14 protein-coding genes are annotated in these 16608 nt (G+C 58.4%); 4 read left to right on the top strand and 10 right to left on the bottom strand.

The genetic code is table 11. The features are described 5' to 3' along the window. Positions 1 to 34: 34 nt before the first annotated feature. From JRJ26_17055 to JRJ26_17080, 6 genes are all read right to left on the bottom strand, one after another. On the bottom strand, positions 35 to 922 hold the full coding sequence (locus tag JRJ26_17055; protein MBW2059198.1) for an ABC transporter permease: 888 nt from the start codon (positions 920 to 922) through the stop codon (positions 35 to 37). Then, positions 915 to 1880: an ABC transporter permease gene (locus tag JRJ26_17060; GenBank protein MBW2059199.1), complete on the bottom strand. Its 966-nt coding sequence runs from the start codon at positions 1878 to 1880 to the stop codon at positions 915 to 917. The genes JRJ26_17055 and JRJ26_17060 overlap by 8 nt, the downstream gene beginning before the upstream one ends. 70 nt (positions 1881 to 1950) lie before the next feature. Next, a complete protein-coding gene (locus JRJ26_17065) occupies positions 1951 to 3486 on the bottom strand; it encodes an ABC transporter substrate-binding protein (GenBank protein ID MBW2059200.1) in 1536 nt (511 codons plus the stop codon). A gap of 119 nt (positions 3487 to 3605) precedes the next feature. Next, positions 3606 to 4568 (bottom strand): dipeptide ABC transporter ATP-binding protein, encoded by a 963-nt coding sequence (locus tag JRJ26_17070; protein MBW2059201.1) that lies wholly within the window; start codon positions 4566 to 4568, stop codon positions 3606 to 3608. A gap of 16 nt (positions 4569 to 4584) precedes the next feature. After that, positions 4585 to 5580 (bottom strand): ABC transporter ATP-binding protein, encoded by a 996-nt coding sequence (locus JRJ26_17075; GenBank protein MBW2059202.1) that lies wholly within the window; start codon positions 5578 to 5580, stop codon positions 4585 to 4587. Between the two features lie 553 nt (positions 5581 to 6133). After that, on the bottom strand, positions 6134 to 7384 hold the full coding sequence (locus JRJ26_17080; protein ID MBW2059203.1) for an amidohydrolase family protein: 1251 nt from the start codon (positions 7382 to 7384) through the stop codon (positions 6134 to 6136). Positions 7385 to 7723: 339 nt separating this feature from the next. Here JRJ26_17080 and JRJ26_17085 point away from each other — a divergent pair, with 339 nt between their 5' ends. The 4 genes from JRJ26_17085 (at position 7724) to JRJ26_17100 (ending at position 12517) form a co-directional block, all read left to right on the top strand. Next, complete coding sequence (locus JRJ26_17085) at positions 7724 to 9064, top strand: aspartate aminotransferase family protein (GenBank protein ID MBW2059204.1); 1341 nt, start codon at positions 7724 to 7726, stop codon at positions 9062 to 9064. Between the two features lie 281 nt (positions 9065 to 9345). Beyond that, positions 9346 to 10422 (top strand): substrate-binding domain-containing protein, encoded by a 1077-nt coding sequence (locus JRJ26_17090; protein MBW2059205.1) that lies wholly within the window; start codon positions 9346 to 9348, stop codon positions 10420 to 10422. 277 nt (positions 10423 to 10699) lie between these two features. After that, positions 10700 to 11458 (top strand): sugar ABC transporter ATP-binding protein, encoded by a 759-nt coding sequence (locus JRJ26_17095; protein ID MBW2059206.1) that lies wholly within the window; start codon positions 10700 to 10702, stop codon positions 11456 to 11458. 102 nt (positions 11459 to 11560) lie between these two features. Beyond that, positions 11561 to 12517, top strand: a complete 957-nt coding sequence (locus tag JRJ26_17100) for an ABC transporter permease (protein MBW2059207.1) — start codon at positions 11561 to 11563, stop codon at positions 12515 to 12517. Positions 12518 to 12566: 49 nt separating this feature from the next. On the opposite strand, the gene JRJ26_17105 is transcribed toward JRJ26_17100, so the two are convergent. From JRJ26_17105 to JRJ26_17120, 4 genes are all read right to left on the bottom strand, one after another. Further along, positions 12567 to 13826, bottom strand: a complete 1260-nt coding sequence (locus JRJ26_17105; protein MBW2059208.1) for a TRAP transporter large permease — start codon at positions 13824 to 13826, stop codon at positions 12567 to 12569. 2 nt (positions 13827 to 13828) lie between these two features. Further along, positions 13829 to 14299: a TRAP transporter small permease subunit gene (locus JRJ26_17110; protein ID MBW2059209.1), complete on the bottom strand. Its 471-nt coding sequence runs from the start codon at positions 14297 to 14299 to the stop codon at positions 13829 to 13831. A gap of 63 nt (positions 14300 to 14362) precedes the next feature. Beyond that, positions 14363 to 15352 (bottom strand): TRAP transporter substrate-binding protein, encoded by a 990-nt coding sequence (locus JRJ26_17115; GenBank protein MBW2059210.1) that lies wholly within the window; start codon positions 15350 to 15352, stop codon positions 14363 to 14365. A 105-nt stretch (positions 15353 to 15457) separates the two neighbouring features. Beyond that, a complete protein-coding gene (locus tag JRJ26_17120; GenBank protein MBW2059211.1) occupies positions 15458 to 16459 on the bottom strand; it encodes an aminopeptidase in 1002 nt (333 codons plus the stop codon). Between the last annotated feature and the right edge of the window lie 149 nt (positions 16460 to 16608).

The following is a 16608-nucleotide window of genomic DNA, read 5'->3' on the forward strand; positions in this document are numbered from 1 at the left end:
ACGGCCGCACCGACTGCAGGACCTGCTAGGCTTCTCAGCCCTGGCGTTCGATCTTGGGGTTCAGTTCCTCCCTGAGCCAGTCTGCAAAGAGATTGATCCCCACCACAAGCAAGATCAGGGCCGCTCCCGGAAAGACGACCATCCACCACATTCCGGCGTAGACGTAGTCTTTTCCGATCGAGATCATCATGCCGAGGGAGGGCTCGGTCAGGGGCACCCCGACCCCGAGAAAACTGAGGGTGGCCTCTATCATGATCACCACGGCCAGATCCACTGCCATGACCACGAAGACAGGGGGGATCGCATTGGGAAGGAGGTGTCTCAGCAGGATCCTCAAGTCACCGGCTCCCGTGCTCCTGGCGGCCATGATGTAAGCCTCCTCCTTGACTTCCAGGACGCTGCCCCGCATCGTTCGGGCGTACCTGACCCAGTCGGCCACACAGATGGCCATGATTACGACTCCGACGCCCTTCTCCTTGAATACACCCAGGAGGAGAAAGGCGATAAGTGTGGTGGAAAAAGAAAAAAACGTATCGGCCAGCCGCATTATCAACGCGTCCAGGCGCCCGCCGTAGTACCCGGCCACAAGCCCCATGGCAACCCCGAAGGTTCCCGCTATTATGACCACCCCGAAGGCGACGGTCAGAGAGGTCCGGCACCCGTAGAGTATCGTGCTCAATATGTCGCGGCCCTGGTCGTCGGTTCCCAGCAGATAGGGGGCCTGGCCTCCCTCCATCCAGATGGGGGGCTGGAGGAAGTGTTCGAGACTGACCTTCTTCAGGTCATAGGGGTTCTGGGGTGAGATCAAGGGTGCAAACAGAGCGCCCAGAGCAAAGAGCACCAGGATGAGGCTTCCCACCAGGGCGGAGGGATCCCGGAGATAGTCATAGACGAACTTCGACCTCAGGAAACCCCTAGTCATAACGAATCCTCGGATTGAGGAAGGCGTAAATGATATCGACAACTATGTTGATGCTGAGGATGATGACCGAAGCCAGCATGATATAGGTGACGATCACGGGCTGGTCCGACTCGTAGATCGATTTGAGCAGAAGGTTGCCCATGCCCGGCCACTGGAAGATGGTCTCGGTCACCACGGCAAAGGCCAGCAGTTCTCCAAGCATCAGGCCGGACATGGTTACCACGGGGATGAGTACGTTCTTCAAGGCGTGCTTGAAGATCACCCGGTAAGGGGAGAGTCCCTTGGCCCATGCGGTCTTTATGTACTCCTCGGTGAGAACCTCCCGCATCCCGGCCCGTGTCAGGCGCAGCAGCACCGCGAGCTGGTAACCCGTCAGGGTGAGGGCCGGAAGAACAAGGTGAGATATCCCGCTCCACGTGAGAAGGCCGGTCCGCCAGAACCCGATGGTAACCGTCTCGCCCCGGCCGAAGGGGGGCAGGATGCCCAGCCAGACCGAAAAGACCATGATCAGCAGAACGCCGATCAGAAAAGTCGGGATGGAGATCCCCCCAAGGGAGCCTGCCATGATCAGCCGGCTTGCCGCCGAGTGCGGTTTTATTGAGACAAGCACCCCCAGACCCGTGCCGAGCACCAGGGCCAGCACCACGGCGGTTACTGCGAGTTCCACGGTCGCCGGGACTCTCTCCATGATGAGCCCCAGTGCAGGGACACGGGTCACATAGGAGTTTCCGAAGTCGCCCCTGGCCGCACTGGCTATGAAGCGGAGGTACTGGACATAGAAGGGCTTGTCCAGGCCGTAGGCCTTCCTTATCTCCTCCCTGTCCTTGGAAGTGGCGTATACGCCGGCCAGGGTAACCACCGGGTCGCCCGTGTAGCGGAAAATCAGGAAACAGATAAAGGAGACACAAAAGAGCACGATGACACCCTGAATGAGTCGGCGCGTGATATAGGTGGCCATGGGTACGCGAATCTCCCCTTTCCGGAAGGCAGGGCCCCAGGTAGAGGGCCCCACCCATTCCGGTGAAAAACTACTCCTTGGAGATATCCTTGAAGACCAGCCATCGGTCGGGTCTCGGGGTGAAGCGGATCCCGCTCGCCTTCTGGAAGGCGTAGGTATTCAACCCGTAATGGAGAGGGATAACGCCGATCCTCTCCATTACCTTTCTGTTGAGATCCTCCAGGGCTGCGCGGCGCTCCTCCTTGTCGACCATCCCGTCGGTGGCATCGAAGAGCTTGTCGAGGGCGGGGTCGCTCCAACTCGTCCCGTTCCATGCGCCGTAACCCTTTTCCTGGCCCCGGGTGTAGAAGAGGAAGGTGTAGTTCTGGCGATAGTCGTAGGTATTGGACAGCCAGCCGAGCAGATAGAAGTCGTACTTGTCACCCGCCACGATCTCCGGGAAAAACACGGCCTTTGGTTTTACGTCGAGCTTGCACCTGATCCCGACCTTGGCCAGGTACTTGGCCACGGCTTCGCAGATCTTTTCGTCCTGGACATAGCGATCGTTCGGGCCTGCCAGGGTGATATCGAAACCGTCGGCATAGCCGGCCTCCTCCAGGAGTTTCCTGGCCCGGGCCGGATCATAGGGGAGCCTCTGTATGTCTTCTGCATAACCGACCATGGCCGAGTCGGCAAGCTGGCTCGCCGGTGAGGCCTGGCTCCTCATGACCTTGGTGATGATCTCTTCTTCGTTGATCGCCATGTACATGGCCCTGCGGACCCGCATGTCGGCCCAAGGGTCGCCCGGCTTGTTTCCCAGGGCGAGGAAAATGACCCTCCGGCCCGGGCGGGAGACGACCTCGATCTTGGGATTCTTGACCAGCCTGTCGTAGAGCTCCACGGGTACTCCCGAGATCATCTCCACCTCTCCGGAGACCAGGGCTGCGAAACGTGTGGAAGACTCGGTGACGGGTCTGATCTCCACGTTTTCGATCGGCGGGGCACCTTCCCAGTAGTCCTTGTTGGCCGTCATTTTCACGTAGGACCCCTTGACCCATTCAACCAGCCTGTAGGCTCCTGTGCCGATGGGCTTGACCCCTACGTCGCCCTGGTCCCTCGTCTCTGTGGACTCCTTGTCCATCATGAAGACGATGTCGAGGTTCTGATCAAAGGAGGGGTCCGGAGTGCCGGTCTTGACGACGACCGTGTAGTCGTCGATGATCTCCACCGAGGCGATCTCCTTGCCCAGATCCATGAACTCCGAGCAGCACTTAGGATCCTTCAGACGCTCGAGGGTGAACTTGACGTCGTCAGCGGTAAAGGGATTGCCGTTTTGGAACTTCACTCCTTTCCTGAGATAGAACTTCCAGGTCACCAGGTCCGGGTGCTCGTAGCGCTCGGCCAGGGCCGGGTAGAGCTTGCCGTCCACCTTGCGCTGGAGCAGGCCGTCAAAGAGATTTGCCATGACGGAGAAATTGGGATCTGCCAGAGAGCCGCCGGGATCCATGGTGATGGGACCCGAATCCACACCCACCACGATGGAAGAGGCGCTCCAGGCTTGTCCCCCGAAACCGACAAAGGCCATGACGAAAACGACAGTGGAGAGAAAGCAGAGAGTCTTTTTCATCTTCATTCCTCCTTTCGGATTGCAGGCAGCGGCCTTGGTCTTGGCCGGATTACAGACGGTTTTCACCTCCTTTCTCCGTGGGATGGTCCCGGAACCCCAGCAAAGGCTCCCCCGTGGGATCAGTAGAGATGGCACGCCACATGCCGGTCGCCTCCCAGGCCCTTGAGCGAGGGTTCGATCCTGTCGCAGGGCTCGATCCGGTAAGGGCAGCGTGGATGGAAACGGCATCCCGGGGGCGGGTTGATGGGACTGGGCACGTCCCCCTTCAGGATGATCCTTTCCCTGCCTCTTCTCGGATCCGCCACGGGCACGGCCGAGAGCAGGGCTTGAGTGTAGGGGTGTTTGGGGTCGGTATAGAGGTCGCGAAAAGAGGCCGTCTCCACGATCTTCCCCAGGTACATGACGGCTATGCGGTCGCAGATGTGTTCCACCACCGCAAGGTCGTGGGCTATGATGATGTAGGAGAGCCGAAACTCCTCTTGGAGGTCGATGAGCAGGTTGATGATCTGGGCCTGGATGGAGACGTCCAGTGCCGAGACAGGCTCGTCCCCTATGATGAGCTGTGGGTTCAGGGCCAGGGCGCGGGCGATCCCTATTCTCTGGCGCTGGCCGCCGCTGAACTCGTGGGGGTAGCGCCTTCCCTGCTCCGGGGTGAGGCCGACCTTTTCGAGGAGATAGGCGATCCTCTCCTCCCTCTGGCGGCCCTGGTAGACGCCGTGGACGTTCATGGGGTCGGCTATGATCTGATTCACCGTCATCCGGGGGTTGAGGGAAGAGTAAGGGTCCTGGAAGATGATCTGCATCTGCCTCCTCAGGGACCTGAGGGCGGGTTTGGCCACCCCGGACATCTCGACCCCGTTGAACACGACCCTTCCCGAGGTGGGCTCGATAAGCCTCAGGACGGCCAGACCGGTGGTCGTCTTGCCGCACCCGCTTTCACCCACCAGACCGATTGTCTCGCCCTTTTTCAGGGTGAAGCTGATTCCGTCGACGGCATAGACATGGCCGATCGTTCGGGAAAAGAGCCCCTTCTTTATGGGGAAGTGGACCTTGAGGTCTGAGACCGAGAGAAGCTCGTCCATCTCGCATCCGCCCGCCTTATCCGTCCTGATAGAGCCAGCACCTTACCTTGTGGGAGCCACCGAGGTCGATCAGCCGAGGGGCTTCCCTCCGGCACACAGGCTTGGCCTCGGGACACCGGGGGAAGAAGGTGCATCCAGGAGGCAACTCGTAGAGGCTAGGAACCATCCCGGAGATCTCCTGGAGGCGCTGGCGGCCGTAACGGGCCCTCTGGCCCAGCTTGGGGATCGACCTGAGAAGGCCCCGGGTGTAGGGGTGTTTCGGGTCCTCAAAGATGGCGATGGTTTCAGCCTCCTCCACCACCTTGCCGGCATACATCACCTCGATCCGCTGGGCTATCTCCGCGACCACCCCGAGGTCGTGGGTGATCAGGATGATGGCGGCATCGAAATCCTCCTTGAGCTTGAGCATGAGATCGAGAACCTGGGCCTGAATCGTAACATCCAGGGCCGTGGTGGGTTCGTCGGCAATCAGTATCTCCGGGTCACAGGAAAGGGCCATGGCGATCATCGCCCGCTGCCGCATCCCCCCTGAAAGCTGATGGGGATACTCGCGGATCCGCTTTTCAGGGGAGGGGATCTGGACCAGCCTCAACATCTCTACCGCTCGGTTCCAGCTCTCCTTCTTGCCGAGTTTCTGGTGGAGGATGAACATCTCCGAGATCTGGTCGCCGATGGTGAAGACCGGATTCAGAGAGGTCATGGGTTCCTGGAAGATCATCGAGATACGGTTGCCCCGTACGTGGCGCATCTCGTCCATGGAAAGCTTGAGCAGGTCTGTCCCGTCAAACTCGACCCTTCCGTGGACGATTCTGCCGGGAGGCTCGGGCACGAGCCGCATGATCGACAGGGCGGTTACGCTCTTGCCGCAGCCCGACTCCCCCACCAGTCCGAGGGTCTCGCCCCTGTTCAAGGAGAAGCTCACATCGTCGACGGCCCTGGCAGTGCCCTCGAAGGTGTAGAAATACGTCCTCAGCTCTTGGACCTGGAGGAGGTGTTGATCGGGTGAAACCATTTCCTGCAGAATCTAGCACCGGCCGGTCTTTTTGGCAAGGGAAAATGGAGTGGAGTTTCCTGAGTTTTCGGCCCAGGATTCTTGCAAGTATATGACTTCACGATTTTTTCCTGTTTTGGCAGGAGAACACCCTTGTCCCCTCGCTCCTGAGCTCACGCGGTGACCCTATCAAGGTTCGCGGGTGGGAAATCCCTACCTTTTCCCCACGAACACGAACCACGAACACGCACCACGAACACGCGCACGAATCACGAGCCACGAACACGAATCACGAACACGAATCACGAACACGAATCACGAGCCACGAACACGAATCACGAGCCACGAACACGAATCACGAGCCACGAACACGAATCACGAGCCACGAACACGAATCACGAACATTCCCGATGGGTACCCCACCGCTTCCGCAATGTCGCTCTGGAACAAGAGGTTTCCACGAAATGGGGGAACTCCCCAAAAGGGCGATGGCACCGGGAGGAGCCTCTTCCCCCTATCTTCATCTCGGCTCGGGTTCTTCTCCTGTCGTGTCGGTTACCCGGCCCGGCGATCCTCAGGCCGTGGGAGCCTGGCGGCCCAGCCTGTCCACCGAGAAGGCCCCTTCCTTCATCACCGCGAGAAGGCGCGACGGCTCCTGGAGAATCGAGATATCCTTCAGGGGATCGCCGGCCACGACCAGGAGGGAGGCCAGTTTGCCCGCCTCCAGGGTGCCGAGCCTGTCGTCGAGCCGGCAGGCCTGGGCCGAGGTTTTTGTGGCCGCTACAAGGGCCTGCATGGGGGTGAACCCGTGGCGGACCATGAGTTCAAGCTCGCGGGCGTTCCTGCCGTGCATCTCTTCGTGGATGGCGTCTGTCCCGAGGGCGATCCTGATTCCCGCTGCAGCCGCCCTGGAAAAGCTCTTGAGGTGAGTATCTCTCAGGCGCTTGGCCTTGGCCAGTGAAACCGGGGTGAGGCCCATCTCCTCCCCGCGCTCCACGAGCGTCTCGAAAACGACGATCGTCGGGACCAGGTAGGTGCCAGTCTCAAGGAACATCTCGACCGCCTCGTCGTCGAGCATGCTGCCGTGTTCCACGGTCCGGACGCCGGCACGGATCGCGTTCTTTATCCCTTCTGTCCCCTCTGCATGGGCCATGACGGCCTTGCCCCGGGCCGATGCCTCATGGACAATCGCCTTCAGTTCCTCAAGGGTCCACTCCGTGTATTCCGGCGAATCGGCGGGTGAGGCAACACCGCCTGTGACACAGACCTTTATGAAATCAAACCCTCTGCGGAGAACCCTTCTCGCGGCCTTCTGGACCTCGGCCACCCCGTCGCAGATCTCGGCCTCAAGCAGCGGGACCTCGACGCCGCGGGGATAGTACTCGTCGAAGTGCCCTCCGGTCTGGCCGATTCCGCCTGCAAGCACAAGCCTCGGGCCTTCGACCAGACCCATCTCCACGGCCTCTCTGAGACCGATGTCATTGAGTATTCCCGGCTCCCGGATAGTGGTGAATCCTGCATGGAGTGTCCGTCTCATCATTTGGGCAGTTTGAAAAATTTCCACGGTCTTGGGAGTGAAGAGCCTTTTCTCGATACTCATGGTGATCAGGGATACGTGGCAGTGGCAGTCGAACATGCCGGGCATGACCGTCTTTCCCGAGACATCGACGACCTCGCACCCGGCAGGGACTTCGACCTCGCCTCTGCTCCCCACAGCCTCGATGACCGCCCCGTGGACGACCAGGACCGCGTCCTCCACCGGATCCTTTCCCGTGCCGTCGATGATCGTACCGCCGGCAAAAGCAAGAAAACTGTTTTCTCCCATTGCGTCTCCTCTCTCCTGGTGTCGGTCCTCCGAGGCCCCGGTGCCCTCGATCCGTGCTGGATTATAGTGGAGGAAGACCGTGAAGTCAATCGAGGGCGTGGCGCCGCCTTCGCTTCCATAGGGCGCGTTTCTTCTCCCTGCCCTGAAACCGTCGATCGATCCAGGACCGACCGGAGGAATTCGGAGGGTTTTCAATTGACAACGGCGGATCCAATGAAGTATAAACGTCTTCCGTAACATCTCGCGTTCCCGCTTCCGGGTTTTTCTGCGGGGTGTTTGCCCGGGCAGCCCGTCCTTCGGCCCACACGAGATCTCAATCCACCGGAAAGGAGATGCTCCATGGCAAGCTTCTATGACGAGTATGTGAAACGAACTCCGGCGTCCCGAAAGGAGGCGGAGTTGGCCCAGTCTGTTATTCCCGGCGGGGTTGGAAGCCCGATCCAGCTCTGGGACCCGTATCCCATCTTTGTGAAGGAGAGCAAGGGGGCCTACCTCTGGGACCTGGACGGCAACAGGTACATCGACTTCGGAATGTGTTATGCCGCCATGATCGCAGGGCATGCCAACCCAATTATCGCCGAGGCCATCAACCAGCAGACCAGGAAAGGGACCCTGTACGGTCTTCCAGCAGCCCCTGCCAGGGAACTGGCCGAGGAGATCCGCCGCCGCTACCCTGTGATGGAGATGATCCGCTTCACCCAGTCGGGAGTCGAAGCGACGACGTACGCCGTCCGTCTTGCAAGGGCAGCCACTAACAAGCTCGGGGTGATCAAGGTCGAAGGGGCCTACCACGGGGCGAGCGATACGCTGATGGTGAGTTGCGCGGTTCCATCCAACACACCGGCCGGACCAGACTGGATGCCTTCTTCGATTGTTGAAAGTGCGGGCATTCCGCCCGGTGCTACGGCTCACACGCACGTGGTGCAGTTCAACCATCTGGAGAGCCTGGAGTATCAGTTGAAAAAACACGAGGGCGAGATAGCGTGCTTCATCATCGAGCCGTGTATGACGAACGGAGGGGTGATTCCTCCTGATCCGGGTTATCTGGAAGGGGTTCGGGAACTGACCCGCAGGCACAACGTGCTCCTCATATTTGACGAAGTGAAGGTCGGTTGCCGGATCGCCGAAGGTGGGGCATGCGAGAGATACGGCATCGAGCCGGACCTGGTCACCCTTGCCAAGGCCATCGGAGGGGGGACCCCGCTGGGCGCCTTCGGAGGGAGGCGTGACCTCATGAACCTGATCACCCCCCTGGGGACCACGTTTCACTCCGGAACCTACAATGCCAACCCCCTGACCACCGCCGCGGGGCTTGCCTGCCTGACCAGGGTGCTGACCCGCGAGGTTTACGAGAGGCTGAACCGCTTGGGCGACAGATACGCCTCCGGTCTCGAGGAGATCATCGACCGGTTGGGGCTTCCCGCCTGCGTCACCCACGAGGGTCCCCTGGGGGGGATCCAGTTTGTTCCGGACAAGCCCCACAACTACCGCCAGGCGAACCAGTGCAACAAGGAGATGTGGCGGCAGTACTGGTACGGAATGCTCAGCAAGGGTGTCATTCCCATGGGCAGCGCGTGGTTTGAGGAATACTCCATCTCGGTTGCCCACACCGACGAGGATATCGATGAAGCCCTGAACATCACAGAAGACGTGTTGAAGGTCATAAGAGAAGGGATGTGAGATTCGGGATTTTTCACGGTTTGGACCGCCGCAGTGGATACCCTGCCGGTATCCTTGCGGGGTTGCCCGAGTCTTGAGAAAGGGTGTTCTCCTGCCAGAATAGAAAAAACTGCAAAACCAAGTAGTTGCAAGACTCCCTGATCGAAAGGTCAAGAAAATCCAGGCGTTTCTTGTTGACAACGGGGCCGGCTTCTGCTAAAAAGACTGAAATCTTGGACACCCATTACGGCAGCGGAGATCGAGGTATGCGGTGCAACACGGAGAGAAAAGGAGGGTCCGGTATGAAGAGAAGAAGTCCGATCGTTTTGACTATTGTCGTTGGAATGGCTTTCCTGCTGGTCGGCTTTACTTCATCGGTGCAGGCGGGTGCGAAGTGGTACCCCTTCGAAGTGGAAGCCATCTACAAGTGGGGCGACACCGTCATAGAGGATTTTTCTCCGCCTGAAAAGGCGAATCGCCCGTACAGGCTCGGCATTTCTCTGCCTCTGATAAAGAACCCATATTGGGTAAACATCGCCTACGGTGTGTGGTCCGAGGCGAAGTCGCTGGGATGTGAAACCACGATACTGGCGGCCGCCAGCTACGACGACCTTCCTACCCAGATCAGCCAGATCGAGAATCTGGTGCAGCGGGGGATCGACGCCCTGCTTCTCGGTCCGATCAGTTTCGAGGGAACGGCCCGCGTTGTGGAAGAGACGATCGACAAAGGGATTCCCGTGTTCATGCTGGCCCAGACGACCAAGAGTGTGAGGGTCTCGGGCATCGCCCTTGCCAACGACTACAAACTCGGCTACGACCTGGGGCAGTGGGTCATCAGGGATTCCGGAGGAAATGCTAACCTGGTCCTCCTCTCAGGGCCCAGCGGGATCACGTGGACCTCGCTCCTGTCGAAGGGACTTCACGCGGCGGTGCGCGGGTATTCCGGGATCAAGATACTCGACGAGCGCTGGACGGACATAGACGTGGCCGTGGGCCAGAACACCGCGGAGAACCTCTTGCAGGCCTACCCTGATCTCAACTACATCACGGCGGTTGACGTTCTCGGGCATGGGGCCGCAAACGCCCTGATCGCCGCAAGGAAGACCGACACGGTCAAGTTGGGCATGGTCTATGCCTCTGAGGAGAGCCTCCCTTATATCAGGAACGGTTCCGTCGACATCGGATTCTCGGAACCCACAGTCATCCTTGCCAGGATCGTGGTGGATCTCGCCGTCAAACACCTGAACGGCGAACAGAATGTGCCGTACATCATACACCCGGCCTCGGTGGGCATCACGAAGGCAAATATCGACAAGCTCGACAAGACCAATTTCTATGCGCCCAGCGGGTGGCGTGTCCCCATCACCACGGGCAAATAGGGCCACGGATCGGACCCTTTTCCGGCTGACCCGTCTCTGGCAGCGTGGTTCTCACGAATCAGACCGCGAGTTCCGGAGCAGCTTTTCTCCCTGCCAAGGGCGGGAGAGAGTCGATCTGTGTGTGGTGCAGGAAGGGGCGGGCTTCTAAGCGCGCGGGAGCGAACCTGTCCGGTGCGCACCGGAGAAGCAAGAGGGATGGGATCCTCTTCGCGTGGAGCCCGCACGGAGATCTCCAAGGCTCGCATGGATGGACGACAGGCCTCTTTAAGAGTCGACGATGGAACCCTTGCTCGTAATCTCCAATATCAGCAAGCACTTCGGCGGGGTCAGCGCCCTGGCCAACGTGGATCTTGAGCTGTTCAAGGGCGAGATCCTCGGCCTGGTCGGTGACAACGGAGCGGGAAAATCGACTCTGCTGAAGATACTCACCGGCGCCTACAGGCCTGACAGCGGGCGTATCTACTTCGAAGGCAGGGAAGTCAAGATTCGTTCCCCACGTCACTCCCGTGAGTTGGGAATCGAGATGGTCTACCAGCATCTCGCCCTCTGCAGACACCTCGATATTGCATCCAACCTGTTCCTGGCGCGGGAGCTTACGGTGTCTCTATTCGGGCTCATCCATTTTCTCTGCAAGAGAAAGATGGAACAGATGGCCATCGAGACTCTCCGGAGCCTCAAGATCGACGTCAAGGATCCCAGGGAGATCGTCAACAACCTCTCCGGAGGACAGCAGCAGGCCGTTGCCATCGGGAAGGCTATCAGGTTCGGTCCCAAGCTGGTCTTGATGGATGAACCTACGGCCAACCTTGCCGTGCGTGAAGCCTCAAAGGTGGTCGAGCTCATGCGCGACCTGAGAGGGAGGGGGATATCGATCATCTTCGTCACGCACCGCCTCCAGGACATCTTCGAGGTGGCCGACCGGGTGCTCGTCCTCAAGGGCGGAATGCCGGTGGATTGCAGGCCCACCGCGGAGCTCGACCAGGAGGAACTGGTGAGGCTGATGTTCATCGGGAAGAGATCGGCCAACGGGGCGTGAGGGCCCCGGGGGGCCGGATCCTCACAGGAGTGCGCGGGCGCAACTGCCGGGCGGTGAGGCCGCGGCTCGTGTAAAGCATTATGATGGAGGAATGAAGGGTCTATGGAATACAGCAGGGGACGTGCCGGCAGGTTGAGAATCCTCGCGTCCAGGATCGGATTGCTCCCGGTCTTGGTGGTTGCCCTCAGTGTTTACTATTCCATCAGTCAGCCGAGGTTTGCAACGATTTCGAACCTCCTGATAGTCCTCCGCCAGATGTCCTTCTTGCTGATACTGGGTTGTGCCCAGATGCTCCCGGTGCTTACCACGGGAGTCGATCTATCGGTGGGGTCGATAATCGGAATCGTGAGTGTCCTCTCCGCGATTTTCAGCCTGAAATACGGGGTCGTGGCCGGATTCGCACTTGCAATTGTCGCCAGCCTCATAATCGGTTTTGCAAACGGAATAGCCATAGGTTACATAGGGGTCGCCCCTTTTGCCGTCACTCTTGGAATGCTTTCCATGGTCCACGGAATCGCCTTGATAATAACCTCGGGCCAGACCGTCCACGGGATGCCGCTGGAGTACATGATTCTCGGGGCCGGATATATCTGGAAGATACCGATCCCGGTCATCATCTCGATTTGCCTGACTGCGGTCACATGGGTGCTCCTCTACACGACCCGATTCGGCAGGCACCTCTACGCGGTCGGTGGAGATCCTGAATCCTCACGGCTTTCCGGGATAGACGTACGCAAGTACCTGATGTATGCCTATGTCTACTGCGGTCTTTTCTCGGGCATATGCGGAATCCTGCTCTCGTCGAGAGTCTACTCGGGAACGCCCAACCTGGGGCAGGCGGGGTTGATGCTCGACTCGATCGCGGTCGTCGTCATCGGGGGAGTTACGTTCTCGGGCGGCGAGGGGCACCTGTTCGGGGTCATCCTGGGGGTCGTCTTGATAGCCATCCTGTCGAATGGATTCGATCTGGTCGGGGTTTCCTCCTTTGTCAAGATGGTGGTGACAGGTGCGATCATCTGCGTTGCCATAATAGTGGACAAGTACCGCAAGCGCTCCTAGGGATCGGAATCGAACTCACGTCTGTTCTTGACTCCTGCCAGACCGCTTCTTAGTCCATCAGGCCCGGCAGCCAAAGGGACAGGGCCGGGAAAAACGTTATGATGAGGAGTGCTATGAGCAGCGGCCAGTACAAGGTGAGTAGTTCCCTGAAGACCTTGTCCGGAGGCACATTCCCGACCTTCGCCACCGTGTAGACCCCCACGCCGAGGGGCGGTGTGAACATGCCGATCTCCAGATTGAAGACCAGTATCACTCCCAGATGAAAAGGATCAACACCGATAGCATTCGTTATGACGAGGAGGATCGGTGTCAGGATTATCAGCGTTGAAACCATCTCCATGAACATCCCGATAATGAGCACCATTGCGTTGATGAGCAACAGGATCGTTATGGGACTGGCGGTGATGCTCGTGAACCAGCGGGTCACCAATTCCGGAAAATGCTCGAGTGTCAGCACCTTTGTCAGGAATTCGGCTATGGCTATGATCATGAAGATACACGCAATTGATTTGTACGTCTCCACCAGGCAACGCTTCAATCTCTTCAAGCTGAACGTTCGGCGCACTACCTGCAGAATTATGATGTAGATGACAGCGAAGGCGCCTGCTTCACTGGGACTGAACACGCCGACGAGCATCAGCCAAAGGCTTTGGAAAAACTCACATTCTCTCCATCCCTGTCGGAATCGGGCCGACCCTGGAGCCTGGCGGCGGGAACTCCGGGAAGCTTGCCGGGCGTCTGAAGGACGACAAAGATATACAAAACCAGCGTTATGACCAGCGCGGGGAGCGCCCCGGCCAGGAGCGCGCGGAGGGTTGAAATCTGGGCGGTTACCGCATAGATGATCAGGGGAATACTCGGAGGGAACATGGGGCCCGATCGTCGAGCTCGCCGATGTCAGGGCCGCGGCATAAGCCGTGGTATAGCCCTCGCCCTCCATCGCTCTTATCTCCACCTGTCCGAGCCCTCCGATGTCTGCAACAGCAGAGCCCGAGATACCTGAAAAAATCAGACTCACAATGACATTGACCTTTGCCGTGTACCCCCTCCCCCGCCGCAGAAGCAGGCGTGCGAAGTCATAGATGCGTTCCGTCTCTCCGAATTCATTGACCAGGGTTCCCATAAGAATAAACAGCGGACCGGCAATCAGAGGAAAAGAATTGAGGGCTTGAAAGATGGAGTAAGAGATCAGTGAGGCAGGCAGTCCCTCGACGGTTGCGTACAACAGGGCGCCGATTCCCATGGCCATGAGCACGGGGAACCCGAACAGCAGGAAACCGACGAATATGATCATCACTATCAGTAGCATTTCTATGACTCTTGTCCCTTGAGGATTTGGAACAACGTATATGCGATCATTACGAGCCACAAAATGCACGCGACGACGATGATGGCATGAATCCACAAGTAGGGGATTCTCGCGGCCTTTGTCTTCAAATGGATGATTCTCGGGAACAACTGCTTTTCGCCGTCCAGTATCGCCAAGACGAGGATGAAGGTGAGTATCTTGCCCAGTACCCTGACCGATTTCTTCGCTGTTCGGGGCATCCTTTCATAGAAGAACTCCACCTTTATGTGAGCATCTTCCTTCTCGACGACTACGATGCCGAGTATGACGATCGCGATCAATGTGAACATGCTGAGTTCTTCTGGAAACTCGAGGGGTCTGTTGAAGAGTGTCCGGGAGAAGATCTGTGCCCCGATCGCTCCGACGATGGAGCACAAAAGGACGATCTGAACGTGATCGATGACGTTCTCGATAACGTTTATCAGCTTTCCCATGTCACGGCCCCTTATGAGGAGAGGAGAGGCACGCCCCCTTGGCCCGCCTCTCCGGCTCGATGCCTATTCCTCGAGGATCTTCAGGATTTCGCCGTACAGATCGCCCCAGTCGTCCTTGTATTTCTGAAACACGGTCTCTCTGATCTTGACCGCGTCAAAGGACAACTGATCCGGGCCGATGATGGTCATGCCTTTTTCCAGCATCTGTTTCCGAAATCCCTCGTTGTTGTCCCTGATGTATCGGGTCACGGAATACCTGGCCTCGGCTCCGGCTTCCAAGACGTGTCTCTGATCTTCCGGAGAAAGCCGGTGCCATGCCGCCTCGTTCATGAAGACCCCCGAAAGGGTGGGGTTGTGCCTGGTGAGGATGTAGTACTTCTGAATCTCGTGCAGCCCGGCGGGGACCACGTAGCAAAAGGGCATGCCGGTTCCGTCTATGACCCCGGTGACCAGAGAAGTGATCACCTCGCCCCAGCTCATCGGGGTCGGTGTGGCCCCCATCGCCTTCATGGTTTCCATGAATATCTTGCTCGGAAGCACCCTGATCTTGAGTCCCTTCAAGTCCTCCTGCCTGTAGACGGGCGTCTTGGTGGTCAGAATGTTCTGGGGTCCCCAAGAATAGGTCGTGGCCAAGAGGACACCACTGCCTTTCAGACATTCATTGATCCTTTTGAATATCGGAGAATCAGGGGCGGTGATCTTGTAGAGCTGCTCGTCGTTCTTGTACATGAACGGTGCTTCCAAAATCGACAGGAAGGGGCAGAGATCCGTGACCTCGCTCACGTCGTGCTGGCTGAAATCGGCGATGCCGGTCTGGGTGCCTTCGATATCGTTGCCCGTCAAGGTACCGCCGTAGTAGGTCTGTATCTTGACCCTCCCCTCTGTCTTCTTCTCGGTGAGCTCGGCGAATTTTTCGCAGAATACGCCTGCGGCCGACTTCTTCGCATTGATGTCACTGAACTTCAAGACGATGGGTTTGGCCCGTGAGGCCGCTGCAAGCATGAATACGGCCACCGGTAGCATCAGCACAAAAGCAACTATCCTTTTCTTCATAGCAATACCCCCTTTCGATCATAAGCCATGCCGGAAGATAAAGACCCGGTTCTCCATTCAAATCTCGATACTAGCATCACCTCCTCTACTTAGGGATTTTGCTCATCAATTCTCCAACAGCCGATAGAATCGGCTGTCCAGATCGACCAGCCTGCCCTCTTCCATGAAGATTTCTCCGTCCAGTTCGATCGTGGGCTTCCAGTAGACCATATCAAAGTGTATGGGAGCCCGGTTCGTCCCTCCGAAGCCGATGTTGTTCCCCAGTGCGAAATGACCGGTGCCGTATACGCCTTCGTCTTCGATGATGTTGCCCCTGACAGCCCCTTTTGGATTGAGCCCGACGGCCAGCTCCGCGATCACCCGGCACGCGGGATCATCCATGGAGTCGAGGAGGGATTGCAGCCGTACCGCCTCTTTTCCTCCCTTGATGGATTGGACCTTACCGTTTTCGACTTCGATCAATACGGGGTCTTCCACCAGGCCGAAGCCGGAAAAACTGGCGTCTATCACCAGCCTTCCCTCTGTCTTCTCCTCGATCGGTGCAATATAGACCTCGAGGTCTGGAATGCCGATCATCTGTCCGGGCTCATGGCATATTCCCGAGCACGTCGCCGCCTTGCGTTCGGCAATATCCAACCGGACGTCGGTACCTGCCGGTGCCCTGACGTGTGCGCGGCCGGCGGCATCGAACCTCCGCGCAACGAGATCGACGAGTGGTTTGAGTGCCGTGAAGTCCGCTTCGATTGCTCCGGATGTCAGGGTCTGCTCCGTACACTCCGTCAAAGCCAGGCATCTTGCCCCGGCTTTCAGAGCCTCTGCCAGTGCCGAGGAGTGGCCCAGTGTTCGCGTGGTCGCGGCCAGGATAACATCGGCTTCTTTCATGGCAGCGGCCACGATCCTGCCCGGTTCCTGTCCGGGCAGTTTCAGGGGGGATGTCACCATCACCGTCACGTTACCGTCGACTGCACCGGCCGCGGCGGCCAGTGCCTCGGCCACGGAAGAGGGCCTGCCGTTGTCCGTAATGATGAGAACATTCTCCCCTTGTTTGACACCTGCACAGGTCTCAACGATCTTCTTGGCGCCTTTTGCCAGTTCCATCCGATACATTTTCTGTTCGCTCTCCAAAATTTGTAGCGGAAAGGGATACGATGACGATGAGGGGTAAATGAAATCCGGTGCCACGCCCTGGTGCGTGGCCTCTATCCGTTGAGTCCCAGCCTTTGGTGGCGGTCCGGCCGATCCTGGTAGAGGGCTGT

The organism is Deltaproteobacteria bacterium (assembly GCA_019308905.1).
Classification (GTDB): domain Bacteria; phylum Desulfobacterota; class BSN033; order WVXP01; family WVXP01; genus JAFDHF01.

Excerpts from the sequence above, each read along its gene's own strand:
- JRJ26_17095 (MBW2059206.1), top strand. The coding sequence starts at position 10,700 with ATGGAACCCTTGCTCGTAATCTCCAATATCAGCAAGCACTTCGGCGGG.
- JRJ26_17120 (MBW2059211.1), bottom strand. The coding sequence starts at position 16,459 with ATGTATCGGATGGAACTGGCAAAAGGCGCCAAGAAGATCGTTGAGACC.
- JRJ26_17075 (MBW2059202.1), bottom strand. The coding sequence starts at position 5,580 with ATGGTTTCACCCGATCAACACCTCCTCCAGGTCCAAGAGCTGAGGACG.
- JRJ26_17100 (MBW2059207.1), top strand. The coding sequence starts at position 11,561 with ATGGAATACAGCAGGGGACGTGCCGGCAGGTTGAGAATCCTCGCGTCC.
- JRJ26_17105 (MBW2059208.1), bottom strand. The coding sequence starts at position 13,826 with ATGCTACTGATAGTGATGATCATATTCGTCGGTTTCCTGCTGTTCGGG.
- JRJ26_17085 (MBW2059204.1), top strand. The coding sequence starts at position 7,724 with ATGGCAAGCTTCTATGACGAGTATGTGAAACGAACTCCGGCGTCCCGA.
- JRJ26_17090 (MBW2059205.1), top strand. The coding sequence starts at position 9,346 with ATGAAGAGAAGAAGTCCGATCGTTTTGACTATTGTCGTTGGAATGGCT.
- JRJ26_17055 (MBW2059198.1), bottom strand. The coding sequence starts at position 922 with ATGACTAGGGGTTTCCTGAGGTCGAAGTTCGTCTATGACTATCTCCGG.
- JRJ26_17070 (MBW2059201.1), bottom strand. The coding sequence starts at position 4,568 with ATGGACGAGCTTCTCTCGGTCTCAGACCTCAAGGTCCACTTCCCCATA.
- JRJ26_17115 (MBW2059210.1), bottom strand. The coding sequence starts at position 15,352 with ATGAAGAAAAGGATAGTTGCTTTTGTGCTGATGCTACCGGTGGCCGTA.
- JRJ26_17110 (MBW2059209.1), bottom strand. The coding sequence starts at position 14,299 with ATGGGAAAGCTGATAAACGTTATCGAGAACGTCATCGATCACGTTCAG.
- JRJ26_17065 (MBW2059200.1), bottom strand. The coding sequence starts at position 3,486 with ATGAAAAAGACTCTCTGCTTTCTCTCCACTGTCGTTTTCGTCATGGCC.
- JRJ26_17080 (MBW2059203.1), bottom strand. The coding sequence starts at position 7,384 with ATGGGAGAAAACAGTTTTCTTGCTTTTGCCGGCGGTACGATCATCGAC.
- JRJ26_17060 (MBW2059199.1), bottom strand. The coding sequence starts at position 1,880 with ATGGCCACCTATATCACGCGCCGACTCATTCAGGGTGTCATCGTGCTC.